This is a genomic window from Aromatoleum toluclasticum ATCC 700605 (assembly GCF_000378245.1).
Taxonomy (GTDB): domain Bacteria; phylum Pseudomonadota; class Gammaproteobacteria; order Burkholderiales; family Rhodocyclaceae; genus Aromatoleum; species Aromatoleum toluclasticum.
In genome coordinates this window covers 237,735-264,026 of the sequence record NZ_KB899497.1, presented here as the reverse complement: position 1 = coordinate 264,026, position 26,292 = coordinate 237,735, and the positions used below count along the sequence as shown (strand labels likewise).

The window sequence follows — 26,292 nt, the reverse complement described above, 5'->3', positions numbered from 1 at the left end:
ACATGGACAGGGGCAATGACAGTCTCGGATCGCAGTCGCGACGGCGCTTTCTTCGCTGCGCCGCGGCCCTCGCTGCGCTCCCAGCCCTGTCGGCCGGTGCCACCGATGACGCAGTCAGGATCGGCCTGACACCGGTGTTCCTGGACGACCAGATGAACTTCCTGCGCGACTGGCGACGTTGGCTGGAGGTGAAACTCGGTCGGGCGGTGACCTTCGTCCAGCGCGGCAATTACCGCGAAGTCGTCGATCTGGTGCGCACCGGCAAACTCGATTTCGCCTGGGTGTGCGGCTACCCCTACGTGCGTCATCAGCGCGAACTGAAACTGGTGGCCGTGCCCCTGTGGCGGGGTGGTCCGTATTACCGCTCTTACATCATCGTGCCGGCCGACGACACGCGTTCCAACGCAATCACGGACCTGCGTGGCAAGGTCTTCGCATACTCCGACCCGGACTCCAATTCCGGCTACCTGTATCCGCGCTACATCCTGACCACGCACAAGCAGGATCCGGCGAACTTCTTCTCGCGCACCTTCTTCACCTGGGCCCATCGCAAGGTCGTCGAGGCGGTCGGGGCTACACTGGCCGACGGCGGCGCGGTGGACGGCTATGTGTGGGAAACGCTCGCCGAGGTCCGCCCCGAGCTGACCCGCGCGACACGCATCATCGACCGCTCGCCGCTTCTCGGCCATCCGCCCTTCGTCGCACGGGCCGACATCCCGCCCGAGGAACTCGATCGCTTCCGTGCCGTGCTGCTCGGCATGGCGGCCGACCCCGCGGGCGAAGAGCTGCTCAAGCGTCTGCATCTCGACGGCTTCACGCGCGGAGAACCTGCGCTGTTTGCCGACATTGCGCGCATGGCGGCACGCATGGAGCGCTCGTGAGCCCCCTGTCCGATCTGTCGCTGCGCTGGAAGATTCCACTGCGGGTGATGGCGGCCGTGCTCGGTACCGCCGTCGCAGTCGCCGGAGCGCTCGTCGCCCGGGAATACGACGAGATCCGGCAGAACCTCGAAGGCCACGCCCGCAGCATGGGGCGCGTCCTCGCGCACACGCTGGTGATGCCGGTGCTGCACGACGACATCTGGCGCGCCTACGAAATCCTGCAGTCGGCGCACGAGCGCGACCCCGCCGCCCCCGAGCTGCAGGCCGAGGTGGTGCTGGTCACCGATGCCGACTACCGCGTGTTCGTCTCGACCCGCCCGCGCGAGTTTCCGATCGGCAGCAGCGCGGCCAGCCGCGGCGGCGCATACGGCCTGCTGCGCGCCGAATTGTCGCGCGGAGCCGAAAACGAACAGCGCGTGCTCGAGCCCCCCGGTTCGCCGGTCTATTTCGTGATGTCGCCACTAATCGCCGACGGCGTCGCGCTCGGACACGTCATTCTCGGCTATTCCAAGACGCCGTTCCTGCCGCGCTTCCTCGGCCTGGTCGGGCGCGCCGTGCTGGTCACCCTGCTGGTCCTCGTCGTGATCCTGCCGATTTCGTGGGTCTGGGCGCGCAGAACCGGCCAGCCGCTGATGCGTCTGGCGCAGGCGATGCGCCAGGTCCCGCTCGAGCTGGAAGCGGCGCGACTCGCCGACCTGCCGCACAGCCGCGACGAAATCGGCCAGCTGGGCGAAGCCTTCCGCCGCATGGTCGGCGAGCTGCGCAACAAGCAGGAACTCGAGCGCCAGATGCTCGTCTCGGAGCGCCTCGCCGCGATCGGCCGCCTTACGGCGGGCATCGCGCACGAGATCAACAACCCGCTCGCAGGCATGCTGACCGCGATCAACACCTACAAGCGCCACGGCGACGGCGATCCGCTCGCCGCCAAGGCCCTGTCGCTGCTCGAACGCGGCCTCACGCAGATCCGCAACACCGTCGCGGCGCTGCTGGTGGAAAGCCGCATCGAAGACCGTCCGTTCGCCCCCCAGGACATCGAAGACCTGCTGATCCTCGTCGAAACCGAGGCCCATATCCGCGGGGCAACGGTCGCCGTAGACGACAATCTCGCCTCCGCCCTCCCCCTTCCCGCGACGCTCGTGCGGCAGATCGTGCTGAACCTGCTGCTCAACGCCGTCGCCGCCGCCGGCAATGGCGGCACGGTGCGACTGCGTGCGCAGGCCACCGACGACCGACTCGTGCTCGCGGTGTTCAACGACGGCCTGCACATTCCGCACGAGGAACTGCCCTACCTGTTCGAACCCTTCACCACGCACAACGAGGCGGGTCACGGTCTGGGCCTGTGGATCGTGTATCAGATCGTGCAGCAGCTCAACGGCGAAATCTCGGTCGAAAGCGAACCGGGATCCACCACCTTCACCATCGAGATCCCCTATGGCCAGGCAGCAAGAAGCAACGCCGCGACTCTGTCTGATTGAAGACGACGAGATCATGGGTGAATCGCTCGCCGAGCGCTTCCGCCTCGAAGGTTTCGATGTCGATTGGTGGCGCAGGGGCGCCGAGGCCGCCGAGGCGCTGGAAAAGCGACGCTATGCGATCGTCGTCAGCGACATCCGCCTGTCCGACTGCAATGGCGGCGATCTGTTCCTCGAACTCGGTGCGCGCCTGCCGATGCTGCCGCCGTTCCTCTTCCTGACCGCCTTTGGCAGCATCGACCGCGCGGTGGAGCTGCTCAAGGCCGGCGCGGCCGACTACGTGACCAAGCCCTTCGATCCCGACGCACTGGTCGCCAGGGTGCACGCACTGGCACAGGACTATGGCGGAGCCGGCGGCAGCGACGTGGATGCCGATGCGCTCGGCGTCTCGCCGGCCATGCGTCGCATCGCCGAGACGCTGCCGCGCCTGGCGCGCAATGCGAGCGCGCTGCTGATCACCGGCGAATCCGGTGTCGGCAAGGAACACGTCGCGCAGTTCTTTCACCGTCACGCCGGCAATCCGGACGCTCCCTTTGTCGCCGTAAATTGCGCGGCGATTCCCGAATCCCTGCTGGAAGCCGAACTCTTCGGCTACGAAAAAGGCGCCTTCACCGGCGCCGTGAAGGCCAAGCGCGGTTATTTCGAGCAGGCGCAGGGCGGCACGCTGTTCCTCGACGAGATTGGCGACATGCCGCTCCACATGCAGGTCAAACTGCTGCGCGTGCTGCAGGAACGCAAGCTGCGACGCCTCGGCAGCGAAGCCCCGATGGTTGTGAATTTTCGCCTCGTCTGCGCGACCCACCAGGACCTCAAGGCGATGGTCGACGCCGGCACTTTCCGCGACGACCTCTACTACCGCGTGCATGTGATCCACCTGCGCATTCCGCCGCTGCGCGAACGCCCCGAAGACATCCGCTGGTTCGTGCGCCACTTCGTCGAGTCCTTCAATCGCGCCCACCCCGACGAGCGCCGGCGCCTGGATCCCCGCACCGAACAGGCGCTGATGTCCTATTCGTGGCCGGGAAACGTGCGCGAACTCAAGCATGCCGTCGAGCGTGCCTGCATCCTCTCCCCCGGCCCGCTGCTCGGCGCCGAAGCCTTTTTCGGTGAAGGCCTCGAGGCAGGGAAAAGCGACGAGGCGCTGTCGCCATCGCTCGCCGAATATCTGATGTCATGCGAACGGGATTACCTGGCGATGATGCTGGAGCGACACCACTGGCACATGACGCATACCGCCGAAGCCTTGGGCATCACGCGCAAGACGCTGTGGGAGAAGATGCGCCGCCTGGGTATCGAGGGTCCCGAGGGCGACTGACCCCGGACGACAAGCCGCGGTACTGCAATTCACCGGTCGCACACCCGCCCGCCGGAGGTGCTCGGGGGATGCGACGCTGATGCAGGACTCGACGCTTGCCGTGGCCGACCTGTACCGGCAGGGCGGTTTTGACGTCAGCGACGCCTTCGGCGACCTGCCCGATCATCTTGCCGTCGAACTGGAGTTCCTGTATGTCCTGCTCTTCACCTTGCGGCAAACCCGGAGCGACGGCGATATGGGCACGGCGAAGACGATCGACGCGCTGAATCAACGCTTCCTGCGCGAACACCTCGGGGCATGGGTCGGTGCGTTTGCCGCCGCCACGGATTCAAGCGCCCAGACAACCTTTTGCCGGGAACTGGCAGCCCTGACCGAACGCTTAGTACAACAGGAAGTTTCCTGAACGACTCCCCGCCCTGGCGAGCCGGAAGCAGGTGCCGATTCGACCAACTGCAGACTTCGCCGACTCCGGATGCCAGTGCTCACGCCAAGTCAACAATGATCGCCATCCCGTTCGCATCCGACAGCTGACCCGAACGTAAGCGCGAGGGGCGGGCGCCCCGCGGCGGCATCGGCCACGGTCCAGCCCGCGTCGTACCCCCTTGCTCGCATTGACCACGCGCACGACGAGCAGCATCACCGGCACTTCGATCATCACGCCGACGATGGGTGCATACGCGATCCCATCGTCGCGCGGGAGGGCCGCAGCGAGCAGGATCACGTCTACGACGCAGCTGTCGATCTGCCCGGCCGGCGAGATCGCGGCCTTCCCGCGGCAAGCAGACGATATCGGGGTGATGGACACAATCCGCGGTAATACGGCAATGCCGGCAGCTCGAGTTGATCTCCGCCCATCTCAATCTAGGCTGGGCCCGGCTCATGTGAAAGAGTGCGCACACTGCCTTCCGCGCTTGCCGGTCGCGCCTGAACAGCCTGCCGGAATTGGGGACACTGCGCGCCGAATGCAAAAACCATGCAACAGAAGGTGTTATTATTGGCATATTACTTTTGGTAACAATCGCCCGTCGCGCGAATCACGCAAGTCCCGATCGAACCGCTGCAAAAGATTCCTATGAGATCATTCACCCACACCCGCCTGCGCGCTGCGCTCGCCATCGCAGGCCTCGGCGCCTGCTCCATCGCCCATGCACTGGACATTTCCGGTTCCAGCACGGTTCAACCCGTGGTCGAGAAGCTGGTTCCACTCTACGCGAAGCGTGGCGGTGAAGCCGTTACGCTCGCTGGCGGTGGCAGCGGCGCTGGCGTCAAGAACGCCATCGCCGGCACCAGCCAGATCGGCATGGTCTCGCGCGACCTGAAGGACGATGAGAAAGCCGCCCTCAAGAACGCCGTGATCGGCATCGACGCCCTCGCGATCATCGTCAACAAGGGCAACCCGGTCAGTAGTCTCAGCAAGGCGCAACTCGTCGACCTTTACAGCGGCAAGATCGACAACTGGCAGGCACTCGGCGGCCCCGACCTGGCGGTACAGCGCGTGAGCAAGGAAGTCGGGCGCAGCACGCTGGAGCTCTTCGAGCACTACACCGGCCTCCTCAGCCCCGATCGCAAGAAGGGCGACAAGCCCCTGATCAGCAGCAAGGCCTACATCGTCGGCGCCAACGTCGAGGCGCTGACCCTGGTCGGCGGGATTCCCGGTGCGATCGGCTATGTCTCGGTCGGCACCGCCCACGCGCTGGCCGAAGCCGGCATGCCGGTGAAGATCATCCCGCTCGACGGACAACAACCGACCGACGAGGCCATCAAGGCGGGGAGCTACCCCATCGTGCGGCCGCTCAATCTGGTCTACACGAACGCAACACCGCCCGTGCAAGCCTTCCTCGACCTGGCAGCCGGACAACAGGGCCAGGACATCGTCAAATCGCTCGGCTTCCTGCCGGTCGGCGCCACGCGCTAGGAGCACGCCATGCGAATCACGCTGACCAAGAAAATCATCGCTCCCTTCGCCCTGATCGGCATCCTGGTGCTGACGATGGTCGCCATCATGTTCGTGTTCGATGCGCGACGCGAAGCTGTCACCACCCAGGAACGAACGCTGCTCGCGACCCTCAACAGCGCCCGCGAGATTGCCGACCACGTCAAGAGCGGCATCCTCACGCGGCAGGACGGCTTTGCCATCGAGGCCGCCCGCAGCGCACTCGCGGCCGATGAGCGCCTGGTGCAGCTCGGCCCACTCGGCGAACGCCTGCGCGCCCCGCTGCGCGACTACTTCGCCGGCGTCGTTGCGATCAGCTCGGTGTACCTCGAAAACCGCAGCGATGAAGGCGCCCGCCGCCTCGACCAGCTGCGTGAACAAAGCCGGGCGATCGACAACCTCGTGAGCGCGCAGCTCGCCGAGGTCGAGGCAGACCGGGCTCGCATCAGCTCGCTTGCCCGCAGCTTCCAGATCGTCGTCGTGATTGCCGCCGTCATTGCCCTGCTGTTGATGTACTGGATGGTCACGCGTACCGTGATCGCCCCCATCACCGACATGCGCAAGCTCATCCGCGGCATCGCCGACGGTGAAGGCGACCTCACCGCACGGCTGCAGGTCGGCACGCATGACGAAATCCGCGACATCGCGGACGCCTTCAACACGATGATGGGCAAGCTCCAGACCATCATGCGTTTTGTCCGCGACGCCTCGCAGCAAGTCGCCGGGTCCGCCGAATCGCTTGCCACGGCGATGTCGCAGACCGCACAGGCCACCATGCGCCAGAGCGAATCGGCCGCAGCCACGTCGGCCGCCGTGGAGGAAGTCACGGTCAGTATCACGCAGGTCGCCGATCACACCACCGAAGCCGAAAGCCTCGCCGTGGATGCCAACACGCTCGCACGCCAGGGACAAAAATCCGCCGAAACTGCCACACGCCAGATCCAGGCTACCGCCGACGCGGTCGGCCGCGCGGCGCAGCACGTCGACGCGCTAAGCCAGCGCTCGGAGCAGATCCGCTCGATCGTAGCGGTGATCCGCGAAATCGCCGACCAGACCAACCTGCTCGCGCTCAATGCCGCGATCGAGGCCGCGCGGGCTGGCGAACAGGGCCGTGGCTTCGCGGTCGTCGCCGACGAAGTGCGCAAGCTGGCCGAGCGCACGACGGTCGCCACCAAGGAAATCGCGGAGATGATCGACGCAATCGGCACCGACGTCGGCAACGCCGTCACCGTCATCCGCGAGAGCAACGCGCGGGAGACCGAGGAAGTCGCCTCGGCCGATGCCCTGCGCGACCTTCTGGCGCGCATTGGCGACGCGGTCGCGCGCACCACCGAGCGCGTGCGCGACATCGCCTCGGCCGCGCGCGAACAGGCCCTTGCCGCCGAATCGATGGCCCAGAACGTGGAGAGCATCGCCTCCATGTCGGAAGAGATCAGCGCGGCGACTGGCGGCGGCAGCGAGTCGGCCGATTCGATGCACGAGCTGGCCTCGCGCCTGCACGAACAGGTGGCGCGCTTCCGGGTGTGACCGCTACTGACGGCATCGCGCCGCAACCCCGCCGACCTCCGTCGACGCCCGTCGGCCTGATTCTTTAAACCGCCCTATGCGCCGCGTTCGCTGGCTGCACCCGCCCCGGCCTCGTACCACCCCTTGCTAGCATTGACCACGCGCACGACGAGCAGCATCACCGGCACCTCGATCAGCACGCCGACCACCGTTGCCAGCGCAGCGCCCGACTCGAAGCCGAACAGGCTGATCGCCGCGGCCACCGCCAGTTCGAAGAAGTTCGACGCGCCGATCAGCGCCGACGGGCAGGCGACGCTATGCTTCTCGCCGACCATGCGGTTGAGCAGGTAGGCAAGCGTCGAGTTGAGGAACACCTGGATCAGGATCGGCACCGCGAGCAGCGCAATCACCAGCGGCTGCGCGAGGATCGCCTCGCCCTGGAAGGCGAAGAGCAGCACCAGCGTCACCAGCAGCGCACTGATCGACCACGGGCCGATGCGTTCCATCGCGGCGTCGAACACCGCCTGCCCGCGCGCGAGCAGCGCCTTGCGCGCGACCTGCGCGAGCGCGACCGGAATCACGATATACAGCACCACCGACGTGAACAACGTGTCCCAGGGCACCGTGATCGCGGAAATACCCAGCAGCACGCCGACGATGGGGGCGAACGCAACCACCATGATCGTGTCGTTGAGCGCAACCTGCGACAGCGTGAAGATCGGGTCGCCGTTGGTGAGCCGGCTCCACACGAACACCATCGCCGTGCAGGGGGCCGCGGCGAGCAGGATCAGGCCGGCGACGTAGCTATCGATCTGCTCGGCCGGCAGCCACGGCGCGAACAGGTGCCGGATGAAGATCCAGCCCAACAGCGCCATCGAAAACGGTTTCACCAGCCAGTTCACGACCAGCGTCACGCCGATGCCGCGCACATGGCCGCGGATCTCGTGCAGCGCGCCGAAATCCACCTTCATCAGCATCGGGATGATCATCACCCAGATGAGGACGCCCACCGGCAGGTTCACCTGCGCGAACTCCATGCGGCCGATGGCCTGGAACAGCGCGGGCGCCATCTGGCCGAAGGCGATGCCGGCGACGATGCACAGGAATACCCACACGGTTAGATAACGCTCGAAGACGCTCATCGGCGCCGCGGCGGCGCGCTTGGCGGTGATTTCACATTGAACGGACATCTCTCTCGTTTTCCTTCAGTTCTTTCCTGCGGCCAACGCAAGCAGCCGCGCCACGCCCACCGGCTCCTCGGCCTGCACCGGCACCAGTGCGACCCGCTTGGCGTGGTGCTCGCGCACGGCCACGATCTGCGGCCACTCCTGCTCGGCGCGACGGCGCAACACCGGCGCATCGGTGCGTGCGGCGGCGAGGCTGTTGTTGATGATCCACGCCCACGGCTCGATGCCCGCGCGACGCAAATCCGCCTGCAGGTTCGCGGCTTCGAGCACCGGCGTGGTCTCGGCGAGGGTCACGACAAGCACCTTGGTCTGCGTCGGATCCTGCAGCTGCATCATCGGCGTCGTGAAGTGCGTGACGCCGCTCTTGTCCATGTGGCGCGCGATTTCTTTGTGATACGCGCCGGTCGCGTCGAGCAGCAGCAAGGTGTGCCCCGTCGGCGCCGTGTCCATGACGACGAACTTCTTCCCAGCTTCGCGGATGATGCGCGAGAAGGCTTGGAAGACGGCGATCTCCTCCGTGCAAGGCGAGCGCAGATCCTCTTCCAGCATCGCGCGTCCGTGCGCATCCAGATCCTTCCCGCTCGTCTCCAGTACATGCTGGCGATAGCGTTCCGTCTCCACCTGCGGATCGATGCGGCTCACGGCGAGATTCCCGAGCGAGCCCTCGAGCGTCTCTGCGAGGTGCGCCGCCGGATCGGAGGTACTCAGATGCACCGGGAAACCTCGCCGCGCGAGCTCCACCGCGATCGCGGCCGCGAGCGTCGTCTTTCCGACCCCACCCTTCCCCATCAGCATCACCAGCCCGTGGCCGTCCGCGGCGATGCCGTCGACCAGGCCCGCGAGATTCGGCAACGCGAGCGCCGCCGACGCACGCGCATCGCCCGACACGTCGCAGGACGGCGAACCGCCCGTGCCGAGCAAGGCGCGGAGCGCCGGCAAGCCGACGAGATTGAATGGCATCAGCGGCACGTAGTCCGTGGGCAGGCCATGCAGCGGCTCGGGGAGCGCGGCGAGTGCGTCCCGTTCGCGACGCAGCACCGCCGCGGCCAGCCCGTCGGCGCGCGCGACGGCATCATCGGCAAGCACGCCATTGATGACGAGGAACTGGCGGCTGAGCCCGATCGCCGCCAGCTCGGCATGCGTGCGGGCCACTTCGCGCAGCGTCGAGGCCTGGGCACGCGCGACGAGCACGAGCCGCGTGCGCGCGGCATCCGCGAGCGCCGCAACGGCGGACGAATACTGCTCACGCTGCTTCTGCAGCCCGGCCAGGGGGCCGAGGCAGGACGCCCCTTCGGTATTGTTCGCGAGAAATCCCGACCACGCCGCCGGCAGCTGCAGCAAGCGGATCGTATGGCCGGTCGGCGCCGTGTCGAATACGACGTGGTCGAAGCCGCTCGTGAGCTGCGTATCGGTCAGCAGTCCGGTGAACTCGTCGAACGCCGCGATCTCGGTGGTGCAAGCGCCGGAGAGCTGCTCCTCGATGCCGCGCACGACCTCATCCGGCAGGATCCCGCGCACCGGACCGACGATGCGGTCGCGATAGGATCGGGCCGCGGCCTGCGGGTCGATTTCCAGCGCGGAAAGCCCCGATACCGCCTCGATCGGCGTCACCCGGTTGCCGATCTCCTGCTCGAACACCTGTGCCACGTTCGAGGCCGGATCGGTGCTCACCAGCAACACCTTGCGGCCCAGTCCGGCGAGATGGATTGCCGTGGCGCAGGCGAGCGAAGTCTTGCCGACCCCACCCTTGCCGGTGAAGAACAGGTAACGCGGCGGCTGATCGAGGAAGCGCATGTCGTCAGCCCCTCAGCAGCAGCGGCCGCCGCTGCAGCACCCGCCGGCGGCCTTGCCGGCCGGTTCGGCCTGCACACCGGCCCAGCGGGCGAGTTCGTCGCGCGTCGGATAACGCCCCGCCAACGCGAACTCGCCGTCGATCAGGATCAGCGGCAGCGACTGGGCGCCCGACCGTTCGAGGAAACCCTTCACCACCGCATTCTGCGCGAACGCCAGCGGCTGCTGGGCGAGGTTGAAGCGCTCGAGCGCGATGCCCTGCTGCTTCGCCCACTCGACATCGGCTGCGAAGGTGACGAGCTGCTGGTCGACGTCGACGCCGCAGACACCGGAGCTGCAGCAAAGCGCGGGATCAAAAACCTGGATGGATTTCATGGGACAAGCTCCGAAGGACAAGAAGAAATTTCAGGGAAGCAACGTGCCGATGCGGTCGACCTCGGACTGGAAGGCGACGGGATCCCGTCGTGCCAGTTCGCCGGGCAAGGCAAGAAAGGCCTCGATGCGCGCCCGCAGCACCCGATAGGCGTGCTCGAACGCAGCGTCGATTTCAGCGTCGCTGCCGGTCGCCCTGGCCGGATCAGCGACGCCCCAATGCGTGCGGGACACCTTGCCGAGATACACCGGGCAAGTCTCGCCCGCCGCGCTCGCGCACACGGTCACGACGAGATCGGGGGTGTGCGGCAGACCGTTCCACGACTTGCTGTGCACGCCCTCGGTCGCGATGCCCTCGCGCGCCAGCAGCGCCAGCGAGCGCGGATGCACGTAGCCCGCGGGCTGGCTGCCGGCGCTCATCGCGCGCATGCCGGCGGGCGCCAGGGCGTTGAAGGTCGCCTCGGCGAGGATCGACCGGCACGAGTTGCCGGTGCAAAGGAACAGCACATTCACGCTTTCGATTCCTGCATGGGGTTGGAGGCGCCGCAATCGGAAATCCGCCCGGCCAGGACGTCCGCGTCCCGGCACCCGCCGGGCACGCCGCTGCAGCAGTTTGCGGTGAGAAAACCGACGACCTCGGTCATCAGCGCGAGATTCGCCCGGTAGCGCAGGAATCGCCCCTCCTGCTCCACGCGCAGCAGTCCGGCCTGCGTCATCGTGCGCAGGTGGAAGGACAGGCTGCTCGGTGCGACGTCGAGCGCTGCGGCGATATCCCCGGCGACGACGCCGACCGGCTCGGCCTTCACGAGCAGCCGGAATACACCGAGCCGGACACCCGACGAGAGGCATTCGAACACGGCAAGGGCGGCTTTTTCGTCCATCTCTTCGATATTTCCAAAATAGTTGAATTATCGTAACGAAACTCCGCCGCATGCGTCAATGCAGTCACGGCGCAAGCGTTCAGAACGGCACGACGCTCTCGAAGCTCAGCGGGACGCGCCGCTCCGGGTGGATGAACGCGATCGCCGCGGCATGCAGGTGCAGGCGCGCGTGATGCTGTGCGCTGTGCGGAGGCGCATACAGCACATCACCCAGGATCGGATGCCCCAGCGACATCAGGTGCACGCGCAGCTGGTGGGTGCGCCCCGTTACGGGTTCCAGCTCGACGCGCGATACCGTCCCGTCGCCCTCGCCACGGCGCTCGACGACCCGATATCGCGTCAGCGCCCGCCTCCCGCGCTCACGGTCGACCCGCTGGCGCGGATTGTTGTCCGGATCGGCTGCCAGCGGCAGGTCGATTTCCCCGCAGTCGCCCGCGACCAATCCATGCACCGCCGCAACATAGCGCTTGCCGACCGTACGCTGAGCGAACGCATGATTCATCCGTCGCAGCATCTCGGGTCCGCGCGCCAGCAGGATGAGTCCCGATGTCGCCATGTCGAGTCGATGCACCAGCAGCGCGTCGGGATACTGCGCCTGCACGCGCAGCTCGAGGCAATCCTGCCGGTCCTCGCCGCGCGCAGGCTGCGACAGGAGACCGGACGGCTTGTCGGCGACGACGATGGCGTCGTCCGCGTAGACGATGGCAGGAGCGAGATGCGGCACGATTTCAGGAAGCGCGAGGCAATGGCGGCAAACGAGGAATGAACATGCGCGGCTGACCGCAACGGAAACCGGGCCGGACGCCGTCGCCCCCCATCAACCGTCACCGGACGCCGCCTTTTAGCAGGATTCCCGCGCGCCGGCAAACCCGCGCACGCAACCATCTTCGGCATCCGTCGCCTTTCGCGGCAAAATACCCGCCTTCTCACCGGATCGAAAACACATGTCCCGACTGCCCCGACGCATCGTCTGCCTCAGCACCGAAACGGTGGAGATCCTCTACGCCCTCGGCGAACAGGACCGCATCGTCGGCATTTCCGGCTACACGGTCATCCCGCCGCGGGCCCGCAAGGAAAAGCCCAAGGTCTTCGCCTTCAGCACCGGCGACCTCGACCGCATCCTCGCCGTCCAGCCGGACCTCGTGTTGTGCTTCTGCGACCTGCAGGCCGACATCGCCCGCGATCTCGTCAAGGCCGGCGTCGCCGTGCACGTCTTCAACCAGCGCAGCGTCGAGGACATCCTCGCGATGATAGAAACGGTCGGTCGCCTCGTCGGCGCCGAAGCCCGCGCGAACGCGCTGGTCGGAGAGCTGGAAGGCGTGATCGAGGCGACCCGTACCGCCGCGGCACGCCTCCCGCGGCGTCCGCGCGTGTATTTCGAGGAATGGGACGAGCCGCCGATCTCCGGCATCCGCTGGGTATCCGAACTGATCGGCATCGCCGGTGGCGACGATGTCTTCGCCGAGTTCGCCCATCGCACCGCGGCGCGCGACCGCATCCTGGCCGACCCGCTGGAAGCGGCACGCCGGGACCCGGACATCATCATCGGATCGTGGTGCGGCAAGCGCTTCCGTCCCGAAAAGGTCGCCGCGCGTGCCGGATGGGACGACGTGCCCGCGGTGCGCAACGCTCAGATCCACGAGATCAAGTCCGCGATCATCCTCTCACCCGGCCCCGTCGCGATCCGCGAGGGCCTGCCTGCGCTCGCGAAACTCATGGCCGACTGGGCTGACGGCGTGGCCGGATAGACGCCCGATACCCACACCGGCCGGCGCGCCGCGCGTCTCAGCCCGGCGGCGCCGCAATCCTGACCAGCACGTCGAGGAAGGTGCGCAGAACCGGGCTGGGCGGCCGCTCCGCGCGCGCGACGGCGAGCGACAGGTAGGCCCCCTCGTCGCTGATCGCCAGGTAGCGCACACGCGGCAGCCTCACGCATTCGAGCGGCGCAGGCAGCACTGCGACGCCGAGCCCCGACGCGACCAAGCCGATCTGCGTCGTCGCCTCGCGCGCCCGCTGCACGATGCGAGGCTCGAAACCCGCTCCGCGGCACAACTCGCCGACGATCGCCGGCAGCCCGGTTCCGACGTCCGGCGGATAGGCGACGAAGCCCTCTTCGCGCAACTCCGCAAGCGAGACCTCGGTCCGCACCGCGAGCGGATGCGACGAATTGACGACGAGGCGCAACGCGTCCCGTCCGATCTCGCGCGTCACGATCCCGGGCGGCACGTCGAGTCCGCGGTAGCGCACGAAACCGACGTCGATGTCCCCACGCAGCAACGCCTCGAACTGATCGACCGTGAACATCTCGCGCAACAGCAGGCCGACCTGCGGAAAATCGCGACGGTAGGTATGCAGCACGTCCGCAAGCGTCGTCGTGTAGGGCAGCGACGACGTGAAACCGACCCGCAATTCGCCGAGTTCGCCCCGCCCCGCACGACGCGCCTCGTCCGTCGCAGCCTGCGAACGCGCAAGAATCTCCCGTGCGTGCTCGAGGAAGCGCAGGCCCGCCTCGGTCAGCGCAACCCGTCGCTTGCTGCGCTCGAAGAGCCGGGTGCCGATCTCCTCCTCGAGGTCACGGATCTGCATCGACAGCGGCGGCTGACCGATGTGCAGGCGTTCCGCGGCGCGCGTGAAGCTGAGTTCCTCGGCAACCGCAACGAAGTAACGCAGGTGACGCAGTTCCATATATCTGTTTTATAGATTTATTGATCGCTTCAAATATATTGGACGTATGCATAACCCGCAACCTAGCATTCAGTCACGGGCCGCAGCGTAGCCAGCGACCGCTCACTGATCAACTCAGTGATCAGCTCACCGATCCGCACGACGATGCCAGCCCCTGCCCCACTCCCTGCCGCCCCCTCCGCCCCGATCGAAGCCGGCACCCCGGCCTTCCGCCGCGCCAACCTCGCGATGTTCCTGGGCGGCTTCACGACCTTCGCGCTGCTGTATGCGACGCAACCGATTCTCCCCCGCCTCGCCGCCGACTTCGGCGTCGCACCGACCACCGCGAGCCTGTCCGTCTCGCTGGGCACCGCCGCGCTGGCGCTGATGCTCCTGCCCGCGAGCGTGCTGTCCGACCGCTATGGCCGCCAGCGCCTGATGAAGGTTTCGCTCGCACTCGCGACCGTGATCGCGTTCGCGACCGCCATCGCGGCCGACTTCAGCCAGCTGCTCGTCCTGCGGATGCTGATGGGGGCAGTCCTCGCCGGCCTCCCGGCCTCGGCGATGGCCTGGCTGGGCGAGGAAATCGCGCCGAGCGCGCAGGGCCGTGCAATGGGCCTCTACATCGCCGGCAACGCATTGGGCGGCATGAGCGGGCGCTTCCTCGTCGCCGGTCTCACGGACTGGAGCTCGTGGCGCATCGCCGCAGCGGCACTGGGCGTGCTCGGACTCGTCGCGACCCTCGTCTTCTGGCGCTGCCTGCCGCCTTCGCATCGCTTCCGCGCACGGGCCGCCCTGCCCTCACGGGTATTCGGCGATATCGCCACGCTGCTTGCCGACAGCGGGCTGCGCCGCCTCTTCGCGATCGCCTTCCTGATGATGGGCGCCTTCACCAGCCTCTACAACTACCTCGGCTTCCGGCTCCACGCCGCTCCCTTCTCGCTCGGCCAGACTGCCATCGGCGCGGTTTTCCTGCTGTACATGGTCGGCACCCTGTCGTCTGCGTGGACCGGGCGTCTGGTCGACCGCATCGGCCGCCGGGCGCTGCTGTGGATCATGATCCTCGCCTGCGGCGCGGGCCTCGCGATCGCCCTCGTCGAGCACCTCGCAGCGATCGTCGCCGGCGTCGCCGTCTTCACCTTCGGCTATTTCGGCGCCCACACCACGGCCAGCGGCTGGGTCGGGCGCCGGTCCGGCGAACGGCGCGCCCTCGCGACCGCGCTCTACCTGTGCAGCTACTACCTCGGCGCGAGCATCATCGGCACGCTCTCCGGCCTCGCGTGGGAATTCGCCGCATGGCCCGGCGTGACGGCCGCGCTGATCCTGTGCGCCGCGCTGGCCCTCCTGTGCGCCTGGCAGCTGCGCACCCTGCAGCCCGTCGCCCAGCCGCCGGCCTTCACGCCGGCCGCCTGACACCCGGTACCTGCGGGCCCCTAGGCGGACATCTTCCAGCGCGCGTCCGCCCGCTCGCGGGCCGGCGCATTGGCAGCCGGTTCGTCGAGCTGCATGCGTGCCAACGCGGCGACGAGATCGGACTGCGTCACCATGCCGATCACCGTGCCGGCCACACTGACCACCGGCAAATGATGCAGACCGGCATCCGAGAAAAGTCCGACCATCTCGTCGATCGATTGCTCGGGACGTGCAGTCACGACGCGCGCCGCCATCACGTCGCGCACGCTGCTGCGTCGCCCCGCTCCGTCGTTCGCAAGCGGTCGCGGCATGCCATCGCCCTGCACGAAGAAATCGTGCAGGGTCACGATGCCCGCGAGTCGCCGGTCCGCCGCGACCACCGGAAGCGCCTTCACCCGATGGCGTGCCAGCAGCCTCCATGCCTCCGCCAGCGGCGCATCGGGCGCGACGGTGACGACGTCGGTCGCCATGATGTCGCCGCAGCGGATCGTCCCCAAACGACGACGGTAAGCCCGCGCCTCGGCCGCAACGATGATCTCCTCGAGGTCGTCGCTGCTGATGTCCACCCACTCGCCACGCGCCTCGAGGACGGCATTCAGATCGTCCGCAGTTACGCCGACGCGCGCACTCGGCACCGGATCGGCCGTTCCATGCGGGCGGGATGCATCCACATGCCGGTGCGGATAGCGGCGCCCGACCGCGGCATTGAAAACCATCGCGATCAGGAGCAGGCACAGCGAATCGATGCCCACAGGCCATAACGCGAAACCATAGCCCAGTTCAGTCACGGCCGGCCCGCCGAGCACGCAGGTCAGCGCCACGGCGCCCCCCGGTGGATGCAGGCAGCGCAGCGGAAACATCGCGGCAATCGTGAGCGCGACCGCCAGTGCGCCCGCGATGCCCGGATGCCCGACCAGCTTTGCACAGCTCACACCAATCAGCGCAGCGACGAGGTTGCCGCCGACGATCGACCACGGCTGCGCCAGCGGACTGGACGGCACGGCAAACAGCAATACCGCCGAAGCGCCCATCGGCGCGATGAACCACGGGCTGGACTGCCCGAGCGCCATGCGGCCGATCCACTCGCTCAGGAACAACCCGAGCAGCGCCCCCGCCGCACCGGCCACCCGTTCGCGCCTGCTCACCGCATGGGCCGAGGGAATGAAGGCGCGCAGCCACGGCAGCACTCCGCTCATGCGCTGCGCCGCAGGACGTGGAGCACCTCGCGCTGCGGCGTGTCGACCAGCTCGGCCAGCGATACCTTGTCCAGCGTCTGCAGGAAGGCCTCCAGCGCGCGACCGAGCACGCCCTTCAGCCTGCAGTCGGGGGTCAACAGACACTGGCTGCCCGTGCCGAAGCATTCGACCAGCGCCATCCCGCGCTCCATGCTGCGCACCACCGCACCGATATTGACGGCCTCGGGCACATGCGCGAGCCGTAGTCCGCCACCTTTGCCCCGCAGCCCTTCGACGAACCCGTCGCGCACGAGGTGGTTCGCGATCTTCATCAGATGACTGCGCGAGATGCCGAAACGCTCGGACACCTCCGCGATCGTCACGAGGCGGTCGGCGTTCACGGCGAGATAGATCAACACGCGCAAGGCGTAATCGGTGTGTTGGGTCAGATGCATGGCGGCTCCTGCGGCGGCCGTCGGGCCGCGCTATGAATTCCATTATACGGAGCGCGGTTTAAAGATGCATCCATGTTGACTCTTTTTGAAGATTCATTTTATATTCCTCTTACGCCAAGGCACCACGGCCCGAACCGCCTGCCACACGCCATTCCATGTTTCCGGAGGAAAGTGATGCGCCCCGCCCGCCTCAACGCCCGACAGACCCTCACGCTCGGACGCGTAACCATGGTCCTGTCCGGACTCGGCATGATTGCCGCGGGCCTGGTCGCCTACCCCTTCTCCGAACGCTTCGGCATGGGCATGCAGATTACCGGCCACCTTGTCCTGCCCGTGTCCGCGGCATTCTTCAAGATCGGCTATGTCGTGCGGCTCGCTGCGCACCACGCACTCGGAAACATGTCTGCCGGCTGAGCGGGGAACATCCCCGCGGCGGGCATGAAGTCGTGACATCGGCACGCCGCACCCGGTCGCGCCGCCCGCCCCCGACACAAGGAGGACTTCCATGATCGCTGTCGACGCAAAGCACGGCACCGCACGCCTGCTCTCACGGCGCCGCTGGACGTCGAAGCTCCTCTCCTTCCGCCTCGCACGCGACCCGTCGTTCCGCTTTGTTCCCGGCCAGTTCGCTCGTCTCGGCCTGCGCAAGCCGAACGGCAGCCCGGTGTGGCGCGCATACTCGATTGCCTCCGCGCCGTGGGACGATCACCTGGAGTTCTATTCCATCATCGTCCCGGACGGGCAATTCACGACGCTGCTCGATGCGCTCGAGCCTGGCGACGAGATCATGATCGAACGCAGCGCCTACGGTTTCCTCACGACCAGCCGCTTCGCCGACGGTCGCGACCTGTGGATGCTCGCGACCGGCACCGGCCTCGCCCCCTTCCTGTCGATCCTGCAGGACGAGGACACCTGGCGGCGCTTCGAGCGCCTCGTCCTCGTGCATGGCGTGCGCGCATCGGCGGAGTTCGCTTACCGCGAGGAAATCGACGCACTGCGGCGGCATCCCCTATGGGCCGACGTGGGCGAGCGCCTCGTCTACCAACCGGTGCTGAGCCGCGAACCCGCGCCGTGGGCCCTCGCCGGACGCATCCCGGCACTTCTGGACGACGGAACACTGGAAGCGCGCGTGGGCCTGCGCATCGAGCCCGCGCACTCGCGCCTGATGGTTTGCGGCAGCCCCGACATGGTGCGCGACACGCACCGCGCGCTGATGAGGAAAGACTGCCGGCTCAGCCGGCTCGCTGCTCCGGCGCAGATCGCAGTCGAAAACGGCTGGTAAGGCGAACCAACGGAGGGTGCGGGTGCCCCGGCGGGCACCCGGGACAGCAGTTAGCGACGCTCGACCCAGAGCAGCAGCCCGGCGGCCGCCACCACGAACAGCAAGCTCGGCGTCGCCGCAGCGAGCACCGGATGCCAGTTGTTGATCACACCGAGGTTGGAGAACAGGCCGTTCAACAGGTGGAAACCGACCCCCAGCATCACGCCGAGGAAGACCTTCACGCTCACCCCGCCCATGCGCTCGTGGGACATCGCGAACGGCAGCGCCAGCGCCATCATCACCAGCGTCGCGAACGGATAGATCAGCTTCTTCCACAGTGCGATCTCGTAGCGGTCCGAGTTCTGCTGGTTTTCGCGCAGGTGATTCACATAGGCCACCAGCGTCGCCACCGACATCCGCTCCGGCAGCACCATCAGCACGCTCAGCACTTCCGGCGTCAGCTCCGACTTCCAGTCCACTTCCGGCAGATCCACGACTTCGGTGCGATCGCCCAGGAAGCGCGTCTGGCGGATATCGTTCAGGCGCCAGCTGCCCTCGTCGGCAAAGTACCTGCCCGCTGCGGCATCGGTCACCGACAGCAGCGCGTGACGCTCATCGAACTCGAATATCCGCACCTTTTCCATGCTGCGGTCCGGCTGCAGCGTCCGCACATTCACGACACGCGGACCGTCCTTCACCCACAGGCCCGACTTGAGCTGGCTCGAAACCGTCGAATTGGTCGCCGTCAGGCGCCATTGCTGCGCGGCCCGCTCCGCCGGCGGCGCGATGTACTCGCCGAAGACGAAGGTCGCGACGACGAAGATCGTCCCGATGCCCGCGAGCATGCGCAGCAGCTTCATCGTCGACATCCCCGACGCCCGCATCACGGTGATCTCGGAATGACGCGCAAGGGTCGTGAGCGAATACAGCGTCCCGATCAGCACCGCAATCGGCAGGAGCTCATACACCCGCCCCGGCAGGATCATCGCGACGTACAGCAGGGCGTGATGAAGCTCGTACCCACCCTTGCCGACCGAATCGAGTTCGTTGAGGAAATCGAAAAACGCGAACAGTCCAAGGAAGGCGATCAACACCGTGAAGGTCGCCCCGAGAACCTCGCGGGCGAGATAGCGACCCAGCACCGTCATCATGCGCGCGCCCTCCAGAACGGCGACACCGCCAACCGCCGGTAGAACATCAGCGCGAGCAGTGCCAGGACGACCACATGCGGCAGCAACACCGCCAGCTCGAAGCGCAGGCGCCCCTGTCCGACCCAGGACTGGAAAATGCTGATCGCGTTGCTATACACGAGATAGGTCAGGATCGCGAAAATCAGGTTGTTGGCCCGCCCCGCACGCGGATTCACGAAAGACAGGGGTATCGCCATCAGGGCCAGCAGCAGCGCGGCAACGGGCACGCCAATGCGCCCGACCATCTCGCCGAGATTGCGCTCCGTGGGAGAAGCCAAGAGCTCCGCAGTCGGAATCACACGCGTGCGCGACCAGGTGCTCGCCACCTTGCGCTCCTCGATCAGCACCTTGTAACGCTCGAATTCCATCACGCGATACTCGGTCGTACCCGGTTCGCCCTCGTAGCGCCGCCCCTTTTCGAGCACGACAAAGCGGTCGCCATTGGCATCCGTCTGCAGAAACCCCTCCGACGACACGATCACGCTGAGGCGGCCGTTCTGTTCCGAGCTCACGAACACGTTGCGCACCTTGCCGCTCTCGCCCGCCCCCATCTCGACGAAGAAGACGCGTTGCGACGTGGCCGACTCGCGGAACACCCCTGGCGCGACGCGTGTCGTATCGTCGCGCGAATCTAGCCGCGCCTGGAATTCGGCGTTCTTCATGTGCGCCCAAGGCGCCAGGAACAGGGTCGCCGCCGCGATTGCGATCACCAACGGCAGGGCAAAGCGCAGCACCGGCCGGATGAATCCCGTCAACGGCACGCCCGAGGCGAACCACACGACCATCTCCGAGTCGCGGTACGAACGCGACAGCGGCATCAGCACCGAAATGAACAACGTCAGCGACAGCACGACGGGCAGCTCGGTCAGTGCGCCGAAGCCGATCAGCGCGAGCACGGCGTCAGGGGGGACGCGGCCGCCGGCCGCCTGCCCGAGCAGACGCACCAGCACGACGGTGATGACGATCGCAAACAAGGCGACGAACACACCGGCTGCCGACTGGGAGAATTCACGCCGGAGGGCGCGGCTGAATATCATCGCGCGAAAGCCTGGATCTCGTTGGAGTGCGGGGTTTTTGACGCATTTGCCGCGAACGGGCCATAATCGGCGGCAATCGGAACGACGCGTCTTATAAAGGAACAGGGCATGGAATTTACCATAAAGACCGGGGCCCCGGAAAAGCTCAAGACCGGCTGTCTGGTCGTCGGAGCATTTGCCGGAGGCAAGCTCACCGACGCCGCAGCCGCCCTCGACAAGGCGGCCAAAGGCAAACTCGCTGCCCTGATCGCACGAGGCGATCTCGATGAAAAGGCCGGCTCGCTGCTGGCGCTGCACGAGCTTCCGGGCTGTGCCGCCGAGCGTGTGCTCGTCGTCAGCCTCGGCAAGCAGGAAGAACTCGCCGACCGCCCCTGGCGCGACGCCGTCGCCGCCGTCGCCAAAGCCCTCGCTGCCTCGCCCACCCACGACGCCGCCGTCTGCCTCGCCGACGTCGAGCTTCCCGGGCACGACGCCGAATGGGCGCTGCAGCAGCTCGCACGCATACTGGCCGACGGCACCTACCGCTACGACGCCACCAAGTCCAGGAAGAAGGACGACAAGCCGCGCGGCGCGCGCAAGGTCGTGCTGGCAACACACAACAAGATCTCCGCCGCCATGGAGGCTGCCGTCACGCGCGGCCAGGCGATCGCCGAAGGCATGGCGCTGGCAAAAGACCTCGGCAACCTGCCGGGCAACTTCTGCACGCCGACCCACCTCGCCGAAACCGCCGTCGATCTCGGCAAGCAGTTCAAGCTCAAGGTCGAGGTGCTAGAACGCGAGGACATGGAGAAGCTCGGCATGGGCTCCCTGCTCTCGGTCGCGCGCGGCTCGCACCAGCCGCCCAAGTTCATCGTCCTGCACTACAAGGGCGGCAAGGCCAAGGACAAGCCCGTCGTGCTCGTCGGCAAGGGCATCACCTTCGACACCGGCGGCATCTCGCTCAAGCCCGGCGCCGAGATGGACGAGATGAAGTTCGACATGTGCGGCGCCGCCAGCGTGCTGGGCACCTTCAAGGCGCTCGCGCGCATGGCGCTGCCGATCAACGTCGTCGGCATCGTCCCGACCACCGAGAACATGCCCGGCGGCGGCGCCACCAAGCCCGGCGACGTCGTCACCTCGATGAGCGGACAGACCATCGAGATCCTCAACACCGACGCCGAAGGCCGCCTGATCCTGTGCGACGCGCTGACCTACGCCGAGCGCTTCAAGCCCGCCTGCGTCGTCGACATCGCGACCCTCACCGGTGCCTGCGTCGTCGCGCTGGGCAAGATCCCCAGCGGCCTGCTCGCCAACGACGACGAACTCGCACGCGAGCTCACCGACTGCGGCACCGCTTCCGGCGACCGCGTGTGGCAGCTGCCCTTGTGGGACGAATACCAGGAACTGCTCAAGAGCAATTTCGCCGACATCGCCAACATCGGCGGGCGCTATGCCGGCACGATCACTGCGGCCTGCTTCCTCGCGCGCTTCACCAAGGCGTACAAGTGGGCGCACCTCGACATCGCCGGCACCGCCTGGCTGTCGGGCGACGCCAAGGGCGCAACCGGCCGTCCCGTCCCCCTGCTCGCCGAGTTCCTGATCGCCCGCAGCCAGGGCGACAAGGCCTGAGGACGGATCAAACCACCATGGCGCCGCGCGTGCAGTTCTACCACAACGCCGAGAACCCGCTCGCGCTCGCCTGCGAGCTGGCCTCCAAAGCCTACGCGAGCGGCCGCAAGGTCGCGTTGCGCGCACCCGACGCCGCGCTCGCTCGCCAGCTCGACCAGCTCCTGTGGAGCTTCGAACAGCAGGCCTTCGTCCCTCACGTGATGGCCGGCACGCCCCTCGCAACCGAGACTGCAGTCGTCATCGGGCACGCCGAGTCGCCAACCGAATGGCCGCATACGGAAATCCTCTTCAACCTCGCCGACGACGTGCCGCCCGGTTACGAGCGTTTCCGGATGATTGTCGAGATCGTCGGCCCGAGCGAAGCGCACAAACAGCCTGCACGCGCACGCTGGATGCACTACAAGCAGAAGGACCTGCCCCTGCAGGCCTTCGACGCGATCCGCAGGGAGGCCCTATGAACACCTGGCCACTACCGCCACGGCTCGAACCCGACGACGACCTGAAGGCCGCCGACCTCCTCCTCGGAAAGGCCGACGCCCTGCTCAAGCGGCACCGGAGTCCGGAACCGCAGCCGCCGGCCCCGGAAGAAGAGATCTCGCTGGAAGACGAGGACATTCCCGTCCTGACCGAAGTCGTCGCGCAGGAAGACCTGCCCGCCGGACTGGCTTCGCCCCGGCCGCCGCAGGCGAAACGCTCCGCCAGCGAGCTCGCCGAACAGCTGATCAGCCTCGACACCGAAGTCTCGCGCGCTGTCGAAGCCTGGTTCCACGCCGAACTGCCGCAGATCGTCGCGCGCGAACTCGACCGGCTGGGCGCCAGCATCCGCGAAAAGGCCCTCGCCCATCTGCGCGCAAGCCTGCTGCCGGAACTGTCCGCGCACATCTCGCGCCACCTCGAAAAGAACACCGACGTCCTCCCTCCAGACCGGTCCTGAGAACCGCAAACGCTGACGGCAATCGCACGAACGGCTTCGTGTGGGAGCGGCTTCAGCCGCGAATGGGCCGCGATTCGTGCGATACCGCCGATTCGCGGCTGAAGCCGCTCCCACAGGCCCCCCCCCTCGCGCCAGGGACGGCAGGGATCTTCGCATGGACGACGAAGAATCCATCGCGTGCGGCACAGGGCCAGAGTTCGTGCGATTACCTGACCGGGAACACCCCGTTGGCAAGGCAGGCGGCCTCCATCCGCTATAATCCGCCCTTTGCCTTCAGCCTCTGAGCACACCATGGAACTGGCCAAGAGTTTTGAGCCCGCGGACATCGAAGCCCGCTGGTATCCGGAATGGGAGTCGCGCGGTCATTTCGACGCCGGACTGGACAAGTCCAACCCCGATGCCTTCTGCATCCTGCTGCCGCCGCCCAACGTCACCGGGACGCTGCACATGGGTCACGGCTTCAACCAGACCATCATGGACGCGCTCACCCGCTACCACCGCATGCGCGGCTTCAACACGCTGTGGCAGCCGGGCACCGACCATGCCGGCATCGCGACGCAGATCGTCGTCGAACGCCAGCTCGACGCCAAGGGCATCTCGCGCCACGACCTCGGCCGCGAGAAGTTCCTCGAGAAGGTATGGGAGTGGAAGGAATATTCCGGCGGCACGATCACCCGCCAGATGCGCCGCATGGGCACCTCGCCGGACTGGAAGCGCGAGCGCTTCACGATGGATGCGGGCCTGTCGAAGACCGTCACCGAAACCTTCGTCCGCCTCTACAACGAAGGCCTGATCTACCGCGGCAAGCGCCTCGTGAACTGGGACCCCAAGCTCGGCACCGCGGTGTCCGACCTCGAAGTGGTGTCCGAAGAGGAAGACGGCTTCCTGTGGCATATCACCTACCCCTTCTCTGACGGCCCGATCGAAGGCCTGCCCGGCCTCACCGTCGCGACCACCCGACCCGAGACCATGCTCGGCGACGTCGCCGTGATGGTGCACCCCGAGGACGAGCGCTACGCCCACCTCATCGGCAAGACCGTCACGCTTCCCCTGTGCGACCGCGAGATCCCCATCATCGCCGACGACTACGTCGACCGCGAGTTCGGCACCGGCTGCGTGAAGGTCACGCCCGCGCACGACTTCAACGACTACGCCGTCGGCCTGCGTCACAAGCTGCCGATGATCAGCATCCTGCGCCTGGACGCCCACGTCAGCGACGAGGCCCCGGAAAAGTACCGCGGCCTCGACCGTTTCGTCGCGCGTGAAGTGATCGTGCAGGACCTCGAGGCGCTGGGTCTCCTCGCCGCCGTCAAGCCGCACAAGCTGATGGTCCCGCGCGGCGACCGCACCAGCGCGGTCATCGAACCTATGCTCACCGACCAGTGGTTCGTCGCAATGTCGAAGCAGGGCGCGGACGGCAAGAGCATCACCGAGAAGGCGCTCGAATGCGTCTCCTCGGGCGAGATCCGCTTCTACCCCGAAAACTGGGTCAATACCTACAACCAGTGGCTCAACAACATCCAGGACTGGTGCATCTCGCGCCAACTGTGGTGGGGCCACCAGATTCCGGCCTGGTACGCCGACGCCGAAGGCGACGCCCGCGTGTGGGTCGCGCGCGATGAAGCCGGGGCCAAGGCCCTCGCCGCGCAGGACGGCTACACCGGCAAGCTGCGCCGCGACGAGGACGTGCTCGACACCTGGTTCTCGTCGGCACTGTGGCCCTACTCCACCCTGGACTGGACCGCCGAATGGCCGCAGAAGTCGAACGACGCGCTCGACCTCTATCTGCCCTCGTCGGTCCTCGTCACCGGCTTCGACATCATCTTCTTCTGGGTCGCCCGCATGGTCATGATGACCAAGCAGATCACCGGCAAGATTCCCTTCCGCGACGTCTACGTTCATGGCCTCATCCGTGACGCGGAAGGCCAGAAGATGTCGAAGTCGAAAGGCAACGTGCTCGACCCGATCGACCTCATCGACGGCATCGCGGTCGAGGAACTCGTCAAGAAACGCACCTTCGGCCTCATGAACCCGAAGCAGGCGCAGAGCATCGAGAAGAAGACGCGCAAGGAATTCCCCGAAGGCATCGCCGCCTTCGGTACCGACGCACTGCGCTTCACCTTCGCGTCGCTCGCCACGCCTGGCCGTGACATCAAGTTCGACCTGTCGCGCTGCGAGGGCTACCGCAACTTCTGCAACAAGCTGTGGAACGCCACCCGCTTCGTGCTGATGAACTGCGAGGGCCACGACTGCGGCATCGACGCCACGGCAGGCAGCGCGGCGTGCAACGCGGAAAAGCTCGACTTCTCCTTTGCCGACCGCTGGATCGTCTCGCGCGTGCAGCGCACCGAGGCCGACATCGCGCAGCACTTCAAGGACTACCGCTTCGACCTCGTCGCCAAGGCGGTGTACGAGTTCGTCTGGGACGAGTACTGCGACTGGTATCTCGAACTCGCCAAGGTGCAGATCCAGAACGGCAGCGAAGCCCAGCAGCGCGCCACCCGCCGCACGCTGCTGCGTGTGCTCGAGACCGTGCTGCGCCTCGCCCATCCGCTCATCCCCTTCATCACCGAGGAGCTGTGGCAGACCGTCGCCCCGCTCGCCGGCCGCAAGGACGCCGAGAGCGTCATGCTCGCGCGCTACCCGCAGGCCGACCTCGGCCGCATCGACGAGTCAGCCGAAGCGAAGATCACGGAGCTGAAGGCCATGGTCGGCACCTGCCGCAACCTGCGCAGCGAGATGGGTATCTCGCCCGCCCAGCGCATGCCGCTGGTCGCCGCAGGCGACGCTGCCGCGCTCAACGTCTACGCCCCCTACCTCGCCGGACTGGCGCGCCTGTCGGGCGTCGAGATCGTCGATGACATCGGCGCCGACGAACTCGCCCCGGTGTCGGTGTCCGGCGCCTTCAAGCTGATGCTGCGCGTCGAGATCGACATCGCCGCCGAGCGCGAGCGCGTCACGAAAGAGATCGCCCGCCTCGAGGGCGAAATCGGCAAGGCCCGCGGCAAGCTCGGCAACGCCAGCTTCGTCGAACGCGCCCCCGCCGCCGTCGTGCAGCAGGAACGCGCCCGCCTGGACGCCTTCGTCGCGACGCTGGAAAAACTGCGTCCGCAGCTCGAAAAGCTCGATCGCCACTGATCGGTTTCGCGCCAAAGCAATGGGGCCGCTCGATCATCGGGCGGCCCCATTGTCTTTGTACTACGCGCGATACGAGCCG

At 66.8% G+C, this 26,292-nt stretch carries 25 protein-coding genes; 14 read left to right on the top strand and 11 right to left on the bottom strand.

The features are described 5' to 3' along the window. Positions 1 to 2 precede the first annotated feature (2 nt). The 6 genes from F464_RS0114130 (at position 3) to F464_RS28545 (ending at position 7,128) form a co-directional block, all read left to right on the top strand. The gene (locus F464_RS0114130) at positions 3 to 881 is read left to right on the top strand and encodes a substrate-binding domain-containing protein (protein ID WP_018990479.1); all 879 of its coding nucleotides are present in this window, start codon (positions 3 to 5) and stop codon (positions 879 to 881) included. Next, positions 878 to 2,356, top strand: a complete 1,479-nt coding sequence (locus F464_RS0114125) for a sensor histidine kinase (protein WP_018990478.1) — start codon at positions 878 to 880, stop codon at positions 2,354 to 2,356. The genes F464_RS0114130 and F464_RS0114125 overlap by 4 nt, the downstream gene beginning before the upstream one ends. 13 nt (positions 2,357 to 2,369) lie before the next feature. Further along, entirely contained in the window at positions 2,370 to 3,668 is a 1,299-nt protein-coding gene (locus tag F464_RS0114120; RefSeq protein ID WP_232428924.1) for a sigma-54-dependent transcriptional regulator, read from the top strand. Positions 3,669 to 3,747: 79 nt separating this feature from the next. Further along, positions 3,748 to 4,071, top strand: a complete 324-nt coding sequence (locus F464_RS28555; protein WP_018990476.1) for a TorD/DmsD family molecular chaperone — start codon at positions 3,748 to 3,750, stop codon at positions 4,069 to 4,071. Positions 4,072 to 4,740: 669 nt separating this feature from the next. Beyond that, positions 4,741 to 5,583 (top strand): phosphate ABC transporter substrate-binding protein, encoded by an 843-nt coding sequence (locus F464_RS28550; RefSeq protein WP_018990475.1) that lies wholly within the window; start codon positions 4,741 to 4,743, stop codon positions 5,581 to 5,583. A gap of 9 nt (positions 5,584 to 5,592) precedes the next feature. Next, positions 5,593 to 7,128 carry a methyl-accepting chemotaxis protein gene (locus F464_RS28545; RefSeq protein WP_018990474.1) on the top strand — a complete coding sequence of 512 codons (1,536 nt, stop codon included), beginning with the start codon at positions 5,593 to 5,595 and terminating at the stop codon, positions 7,126 to 7,128. Between the two features lie 74 nt (positions 7,129 to 7,202). Here F464_RS28545 and arsB read toward each other — a convergent pair whose 3' ends face one another. The 6 genes from arsB to F464_RS0114075 form a co-directional block, all read right to left on the bottom strand. After that, complete coding sequence (gene arsB / locus F464_RS0114100; protein WP_018990473.1) at positions 7,203 to 8,297, bottom strand: ACR3 family arsenite efflux transporter; 1,095 nt, start codon at positions 8,295 to 8,297, stop codon at positions 7,203 to 7,205. A gap of 15 nt (positions 8,298 to 8,312) precedes the next feature. Continuing rightward, on the bottom strand, positions 8,313 to 10,088 hold the full coding sequence (gene arsA, locus F464_RS0114095; protein ID WP_018990472.1) for an arsenical pump-driving ATPase: 1,776 nt from the start codon (positions 10,086 to 10,088) through the stop codon (positions 8,313 to 8,315). Between the two features lie 12 nt (positions 10,089 to 10,100). After that, complete coding sequence (arsD, locus tag F464_RS0114090) at positions 10,101 to 10,460, bottom strand: arsenite efflux transporter metallochaperone ArsD (protein ID WP_018990471.1); 360 nt, start codon at positions 10,458 to 10,460, stop codon at positions 10,101 to 10,103. Between the two features lie 30 nt (positions 10,461 to 10,490). Beyond that, positions 10,491 to 10,970, bottom strand: a complete 480-nt coding sequence (locus F464_RS0114085; RefSeq protein WP_018990470.1) for an arsenate reductase ArsC — start codon at positions 10,968 to 10,970, stop codon at positions 10,491 to 10,493. Then, positions 10,967 to 11,338 carry an ArsR/SmtB family transcription factor gene (locus F464_RS0114080; protein ID WP_018990469.1) on the bottom strand — a complete coding sequence of 124 codons (372 nt, stop codon included), beginning with the start codon at positions 11,336 to 11,338 and terminating at the stop codon, positions 10,967 to 10,969. Before F464_RS0114080 ends, F464_RS0114085 begins: the two co-directional genes overlap by 4 nt. 79 nt (positions 11,339 to 11,417) lie before the next feature. Continuing rightward, positions 11,418 to 12,062: an RluA family pseudouridine synthase gene (locus F464_RS0114075; RefSeq protein WP_018990468.1), complete on the bottom strand. Its 645-nt coding sequence runs from the start codon at positions 12,060 to 12,062 to the stop codon at positions 11,418 to 11,420. A gap of 220 nt (positions 12,063 to 12,282) precedes the next feature. On the opposite strand from F464_RS0114075, the gene F464_RS0114070 reads away from it, so the two are divergent. Beyond that, a complete protein-coding gene (locus F464_RS0114070) occupies positions 12,283 to 13,086 on the top strand; it encodes a cobalamin-binding protein (RefSeq protein WP_018990467.1) in 804 nt (267 codons plus the stop codon). A gap of 37 nt (positions 13,087 to 13,123) precedes the next feature. Here the strand turns inward: F464_RS0114070 and F464_RS0114065 are convergent, their stop codons facing one another. After that, positions 13,124 to 14,023: a LysR substrate-binding domain-containing protein gene (locus F464_RS0114065; protein ID WP_018990466.1), complete on the bottom strand. Its 900-nt coding sequence runs from the start codon at positions 14,021 to 14,023 to the stop codon at positions 13,124 to 13,126. Positions 14,024 to 14,167: 144 nt separating this feature from the next. Here F464_RS0114065 and F464_RS0114055 point away from each other — a divergent pair, with 144 nt between their 5' ends. Further along, positions 14,168 to 15,415, top strand: coding sequence for an MFS transporter (locus tag F464_RS0114055; protein WP_051092298.1), 1,248 nt, complete (start codon positions 14,168 to 14,170; stop codon positions 15,413 to 15,415). Between the two features lie 20 nt (positions 15,416 to 15,435). On the opposite strand, the gene F464_RS28540 is transcribed toward F464_RS0114055, so the two are convergent. Together F464_RS28540 and F464_RS0114045 are read right to left on the bottom strand one after the other, a co-directional pair. After that, positions 15,436 to 16,611, bottom strand: coding sequence for an HPP family protein (locus F464_RS28540; RefSeq protein ID WP_018990463.1), 1,176 nt, complete (start codon positions 16,609 to 16,611; stop codon positions 15,436 to 15,438). Then, positions 16,608 to 17,045, bottom strand: a complete 438-nt coding sequence (locus F464_RS0114045; protein WP_018990462.1) for an Rrf2 family transcriptional regulator — start codon at positions 17,043 to 17,045, stop codon at positions 16,608 to 16,610. Before F464_RS0114045 ends, F464_RS28540 begins: the two co-directional genes overlap by 4 nt. Positions 17,046 to 17,219: 174 nt before the next feature. Here F464_RS0114045 and F464_RS0114040 point away from each other — a divergent pair, with 174 nt between their 5' ends. Together F464_RS0114040 and F464_RS0114035 are read left to right on the top strand one after the other, a co-directional pair. Further along, positions 17,220 to 17,459, top strand: a complete 240-nt coding sequence (locus F464_RS0114040; RefSeq protein WP_018990461.1) for a hypothetical protein — start codon at positions 17,220 to 17,222, stop codon at positions 17,457 to 17,459. Between the two features lie 91 nt (positions 17,460 to 17,550). Continuing rightward, on the top strand, positions 17,551 to 18,327 hold the full coding sequence (locus F464_RS0114035; RefSeq protein WP_018990460.1) for a ferredoxin--NADP reductase: 777 nt from the start codon (positions 17,551 to 17,553) through the stop codon (positions 18,325 to 18,327). Positions 18,328 to 18,377: 50 nt separating this feature from the next. On the opposite strand, the gene lptG is transcribed toward F464_RS0114035, so the two are convergent. Both lptG and lptF read right to left on the bottom strand, forming a co-directional pair. Next, complete coding sequence (lptG, locus tag F464_RS0114030) at positions 18,378 to 19,457, bottom strand: LPS export ABC transporter permease LptG (RefSeq protein ID WP_018990459.1); 1,080 nt, start codon at positions 19,455 to 19,457, stop codon at positions 18,378 to 18,380. Beyond that, positions 19,454 to 20,533, bottom strand: a complete 1,080-nt coding sequence (gene lptF, locus F464_RS0114025) for an LPS export ABC transporter permease LptF (protein WP_018990458.1) — start codon at positions 20,531 to 20,533, stop codon at positions 19,454 to 19,456. Before lptF ends, lptG begins: the two co-directional genes overlap by 4 nt. Before the next feature lie 108 nt (positions 20,534 to 20,641). Between lptF and F464_RS0114020 the strand changes: the two genes are divergently transcribed. The 4 genes from F464_RS0114020 (at position 20,642) to F464_RS0114005 (ending at position 26,213) form a co-directional block, all read left to right on the top strand. Then, entirely contained in the window at positions 20,642 to 22,141 is a 1,500-nt protein-coding gene (locus F464_RS0114020) for a leucyl aminopeptidase (RefSeq protein WP_018990457.1), read from the top strand. A gap of 17 nt (positions 22,142 to 22,158) precedes the next feature. After that, on the top strand, positions 22,159 to 22,599 hold the full coding sequence (locus F464_RS0114015; RefSeq protein WP_018990456.1) for a DNA polymerase III subunit chi: 441 nt from the start codon (positions 22,159 to 22,161) through the stop codon (positions 22,597 to 22,599). Beyond that, positions 22,596 to 23,075 (top strand): hypothetical protein, encoded by a 480-nt coding sequence (locus tag F464_RS0114010; protein ID WP_018990455.1) that lies wholly within the window; start codon positions 22,596 to 22,598, stop codon positions 23,073 to 23,075. The genes F464_RS0114015 and F464_RS0114010 overlap by 4 nt, the downstream gene beginning before the upstream one ends. A 291-nt stretch (positions 23,076 to 23,366) precedes the next feature. Further along, a complete protein-coding gene (locus F464_RS0114005; protein ID WP_018990454.1) occupies positions 23,367 to 26,213 on the top strand; it encodes a valine--tRNA ligase in 2,847 nt (948 codons plus the stop codon). The last annotated feature ends 79 nt before the right edge of the window (positions 26,214 to 26,292 follow it).

Bases quoted from the DNA above. Each gene is read 5' to 3' on its own strand.
- lptG (WP_018990459.1), bottom strand. From the start codon at position 19,457: ATGATGACGGTGCTGGGTCGCTATCTCGCCCGCGAGGTTCTCGGGGCG.
- F464_RS0114045 (WP_018990462.1), bottom strand. From the start codon at position 17,045: ATGCATCTGACCCAACACACCGATTACGCCTTGCGCGTGTTGATCTAT.
- arsD (WP_018990471.1), bottom strand. From the start codon at position 10,460: ATGAAATCCATCCAGGTTTTTGATCCCGCGCTTTGCTGCAGCTCCGGT.
- arsB (WP_018990473.1), bottom strand. From the start codon at position 8,297: ATGTCCGTTCAATGTGAAATCACCGCCAAGCGCGCCGCCGCGGCGCCG.
- F464_RS0114055 (WP_051092298.1), top strand. From the start codon at position 14,168: ATGCCAGCCCCTGCCCCACTCCCTGCCGCCCCCTCCGCCCCGATCGAA.
- F464_RS0114120 (WP_232428924.1), top strand. From the start codon at position 2,370: ATGGGTGAATCGCTCGCCGAGCGCTTCCGCCTCGAAGGTTTCGATGTC.
- F464_RS0114130 (WP_018990479.1), top strand. From the start codon at position 3: ATGGACAGGGGCAATGACAGTCTCGGATCGCAGTCGCGACGGCGCTTT.
- F464_RS28555 (WP_018990476.1), top strand. From the start codon at position 3,748: ATGCAGGACTCGACGCTTGCCGTGGCCGACCTGTACCGGCAGGGCGGT.
- F464_RS0114020 (WP_018990457.1), top strand. From the start codon at position 20,642: ATGGAATTTACCATAAAGACCGGGGCCCCGGAAAAGCTCAAGACCGGC.
- F464_RS0114080 (WP_018990469.1), bottom strand. From the start codon at position 11,338: ATGGACGAAAAAGCCGCCCTTGCCGTGTTCGAATGCCTCTCGTCGGGT.
- F464_RS0114070 (WP_018990467.1), top strand. From the start codon at position 12,283: ATGTCCCGACTGCCCCGACGCATCGTCTGCCTCAGCACCGAAACGGTG.
- F464_RS0114040 (WP_018990461.1), top strand. From the start codon at position 17,220: ATGCGCCCCGCCCGCCTCAACGCCCGACAGACCCTCACGCTCGGACGC.
- F464_RS0114010 (WP_018990455.1), top strand. From the start codon at position 22,596: ATGAACACCTGGCCACTACCGCCACGGCTCGAACCCGACGACGACCTG.
- F464_RS28545 (WP_018990474.1), top strand. From the start codon at position 5,593: ATGCGAATCACGCTGACCAAGAAAATCATCGCTCCCTTCGCCCTGATC.
- F464_RS28540 (WP_018990463.1), bottom strand. From the start codon at position 16,611: ATGAGCGGAGTGCTGCCGTGGCTGCGCGCCTTCATTCCCTCGGCCCAT.
- F464_RS28550 (WP_018990475.1), top strand. From the start codon at position 4,741: ATGAGATCATTCACCCACACCCGCCTGCGCGCTGCGCTCGCCATCGCA.
- F464_RS0114035 (WP_018990460.1), top strand. From the start codon at position 17,551: ATGATCGCTGTCGACGCAAAGCACGGCACCGCACGCCTGCTCTCACGG.
- F464_RS0114015 (WP_018990456.1), top strand. From the start codon at position 22,159: ATGGCGCCGCGCGTGCAGTTCTACCACAACGCCGAGAACCCGCTCGCG.
- F464_RS0114065 (WP_018990466.1), bottom strand. From the start codon at position 14,023: ATGGAACTGCGTCACCTGCGTTACTTCGTTGCGGTTGCCGAGGAACTC.
- arsA (WP_018990472.1), bottom strand. From the start codon at position 10,088: ATGCGCTTCCTCGATCAGCCGCCGCGTTACCTGTTCTTCACCGGCAAG.
- F464_RS0114005 (WP_018990454.1), top strand. From the start codon at position 23,367: ATGGAACTGGCCAAGAGTTTTGAGCCCGCGGACATCGAAGCCCGCTGG.
- lptF (WP_018990458.1), bottom strand. From the start codon at position 20,533: ATGATATTCAGCCGCGCCCTCCGGCGTGAATTCTCCCAGTCGGCAGCC.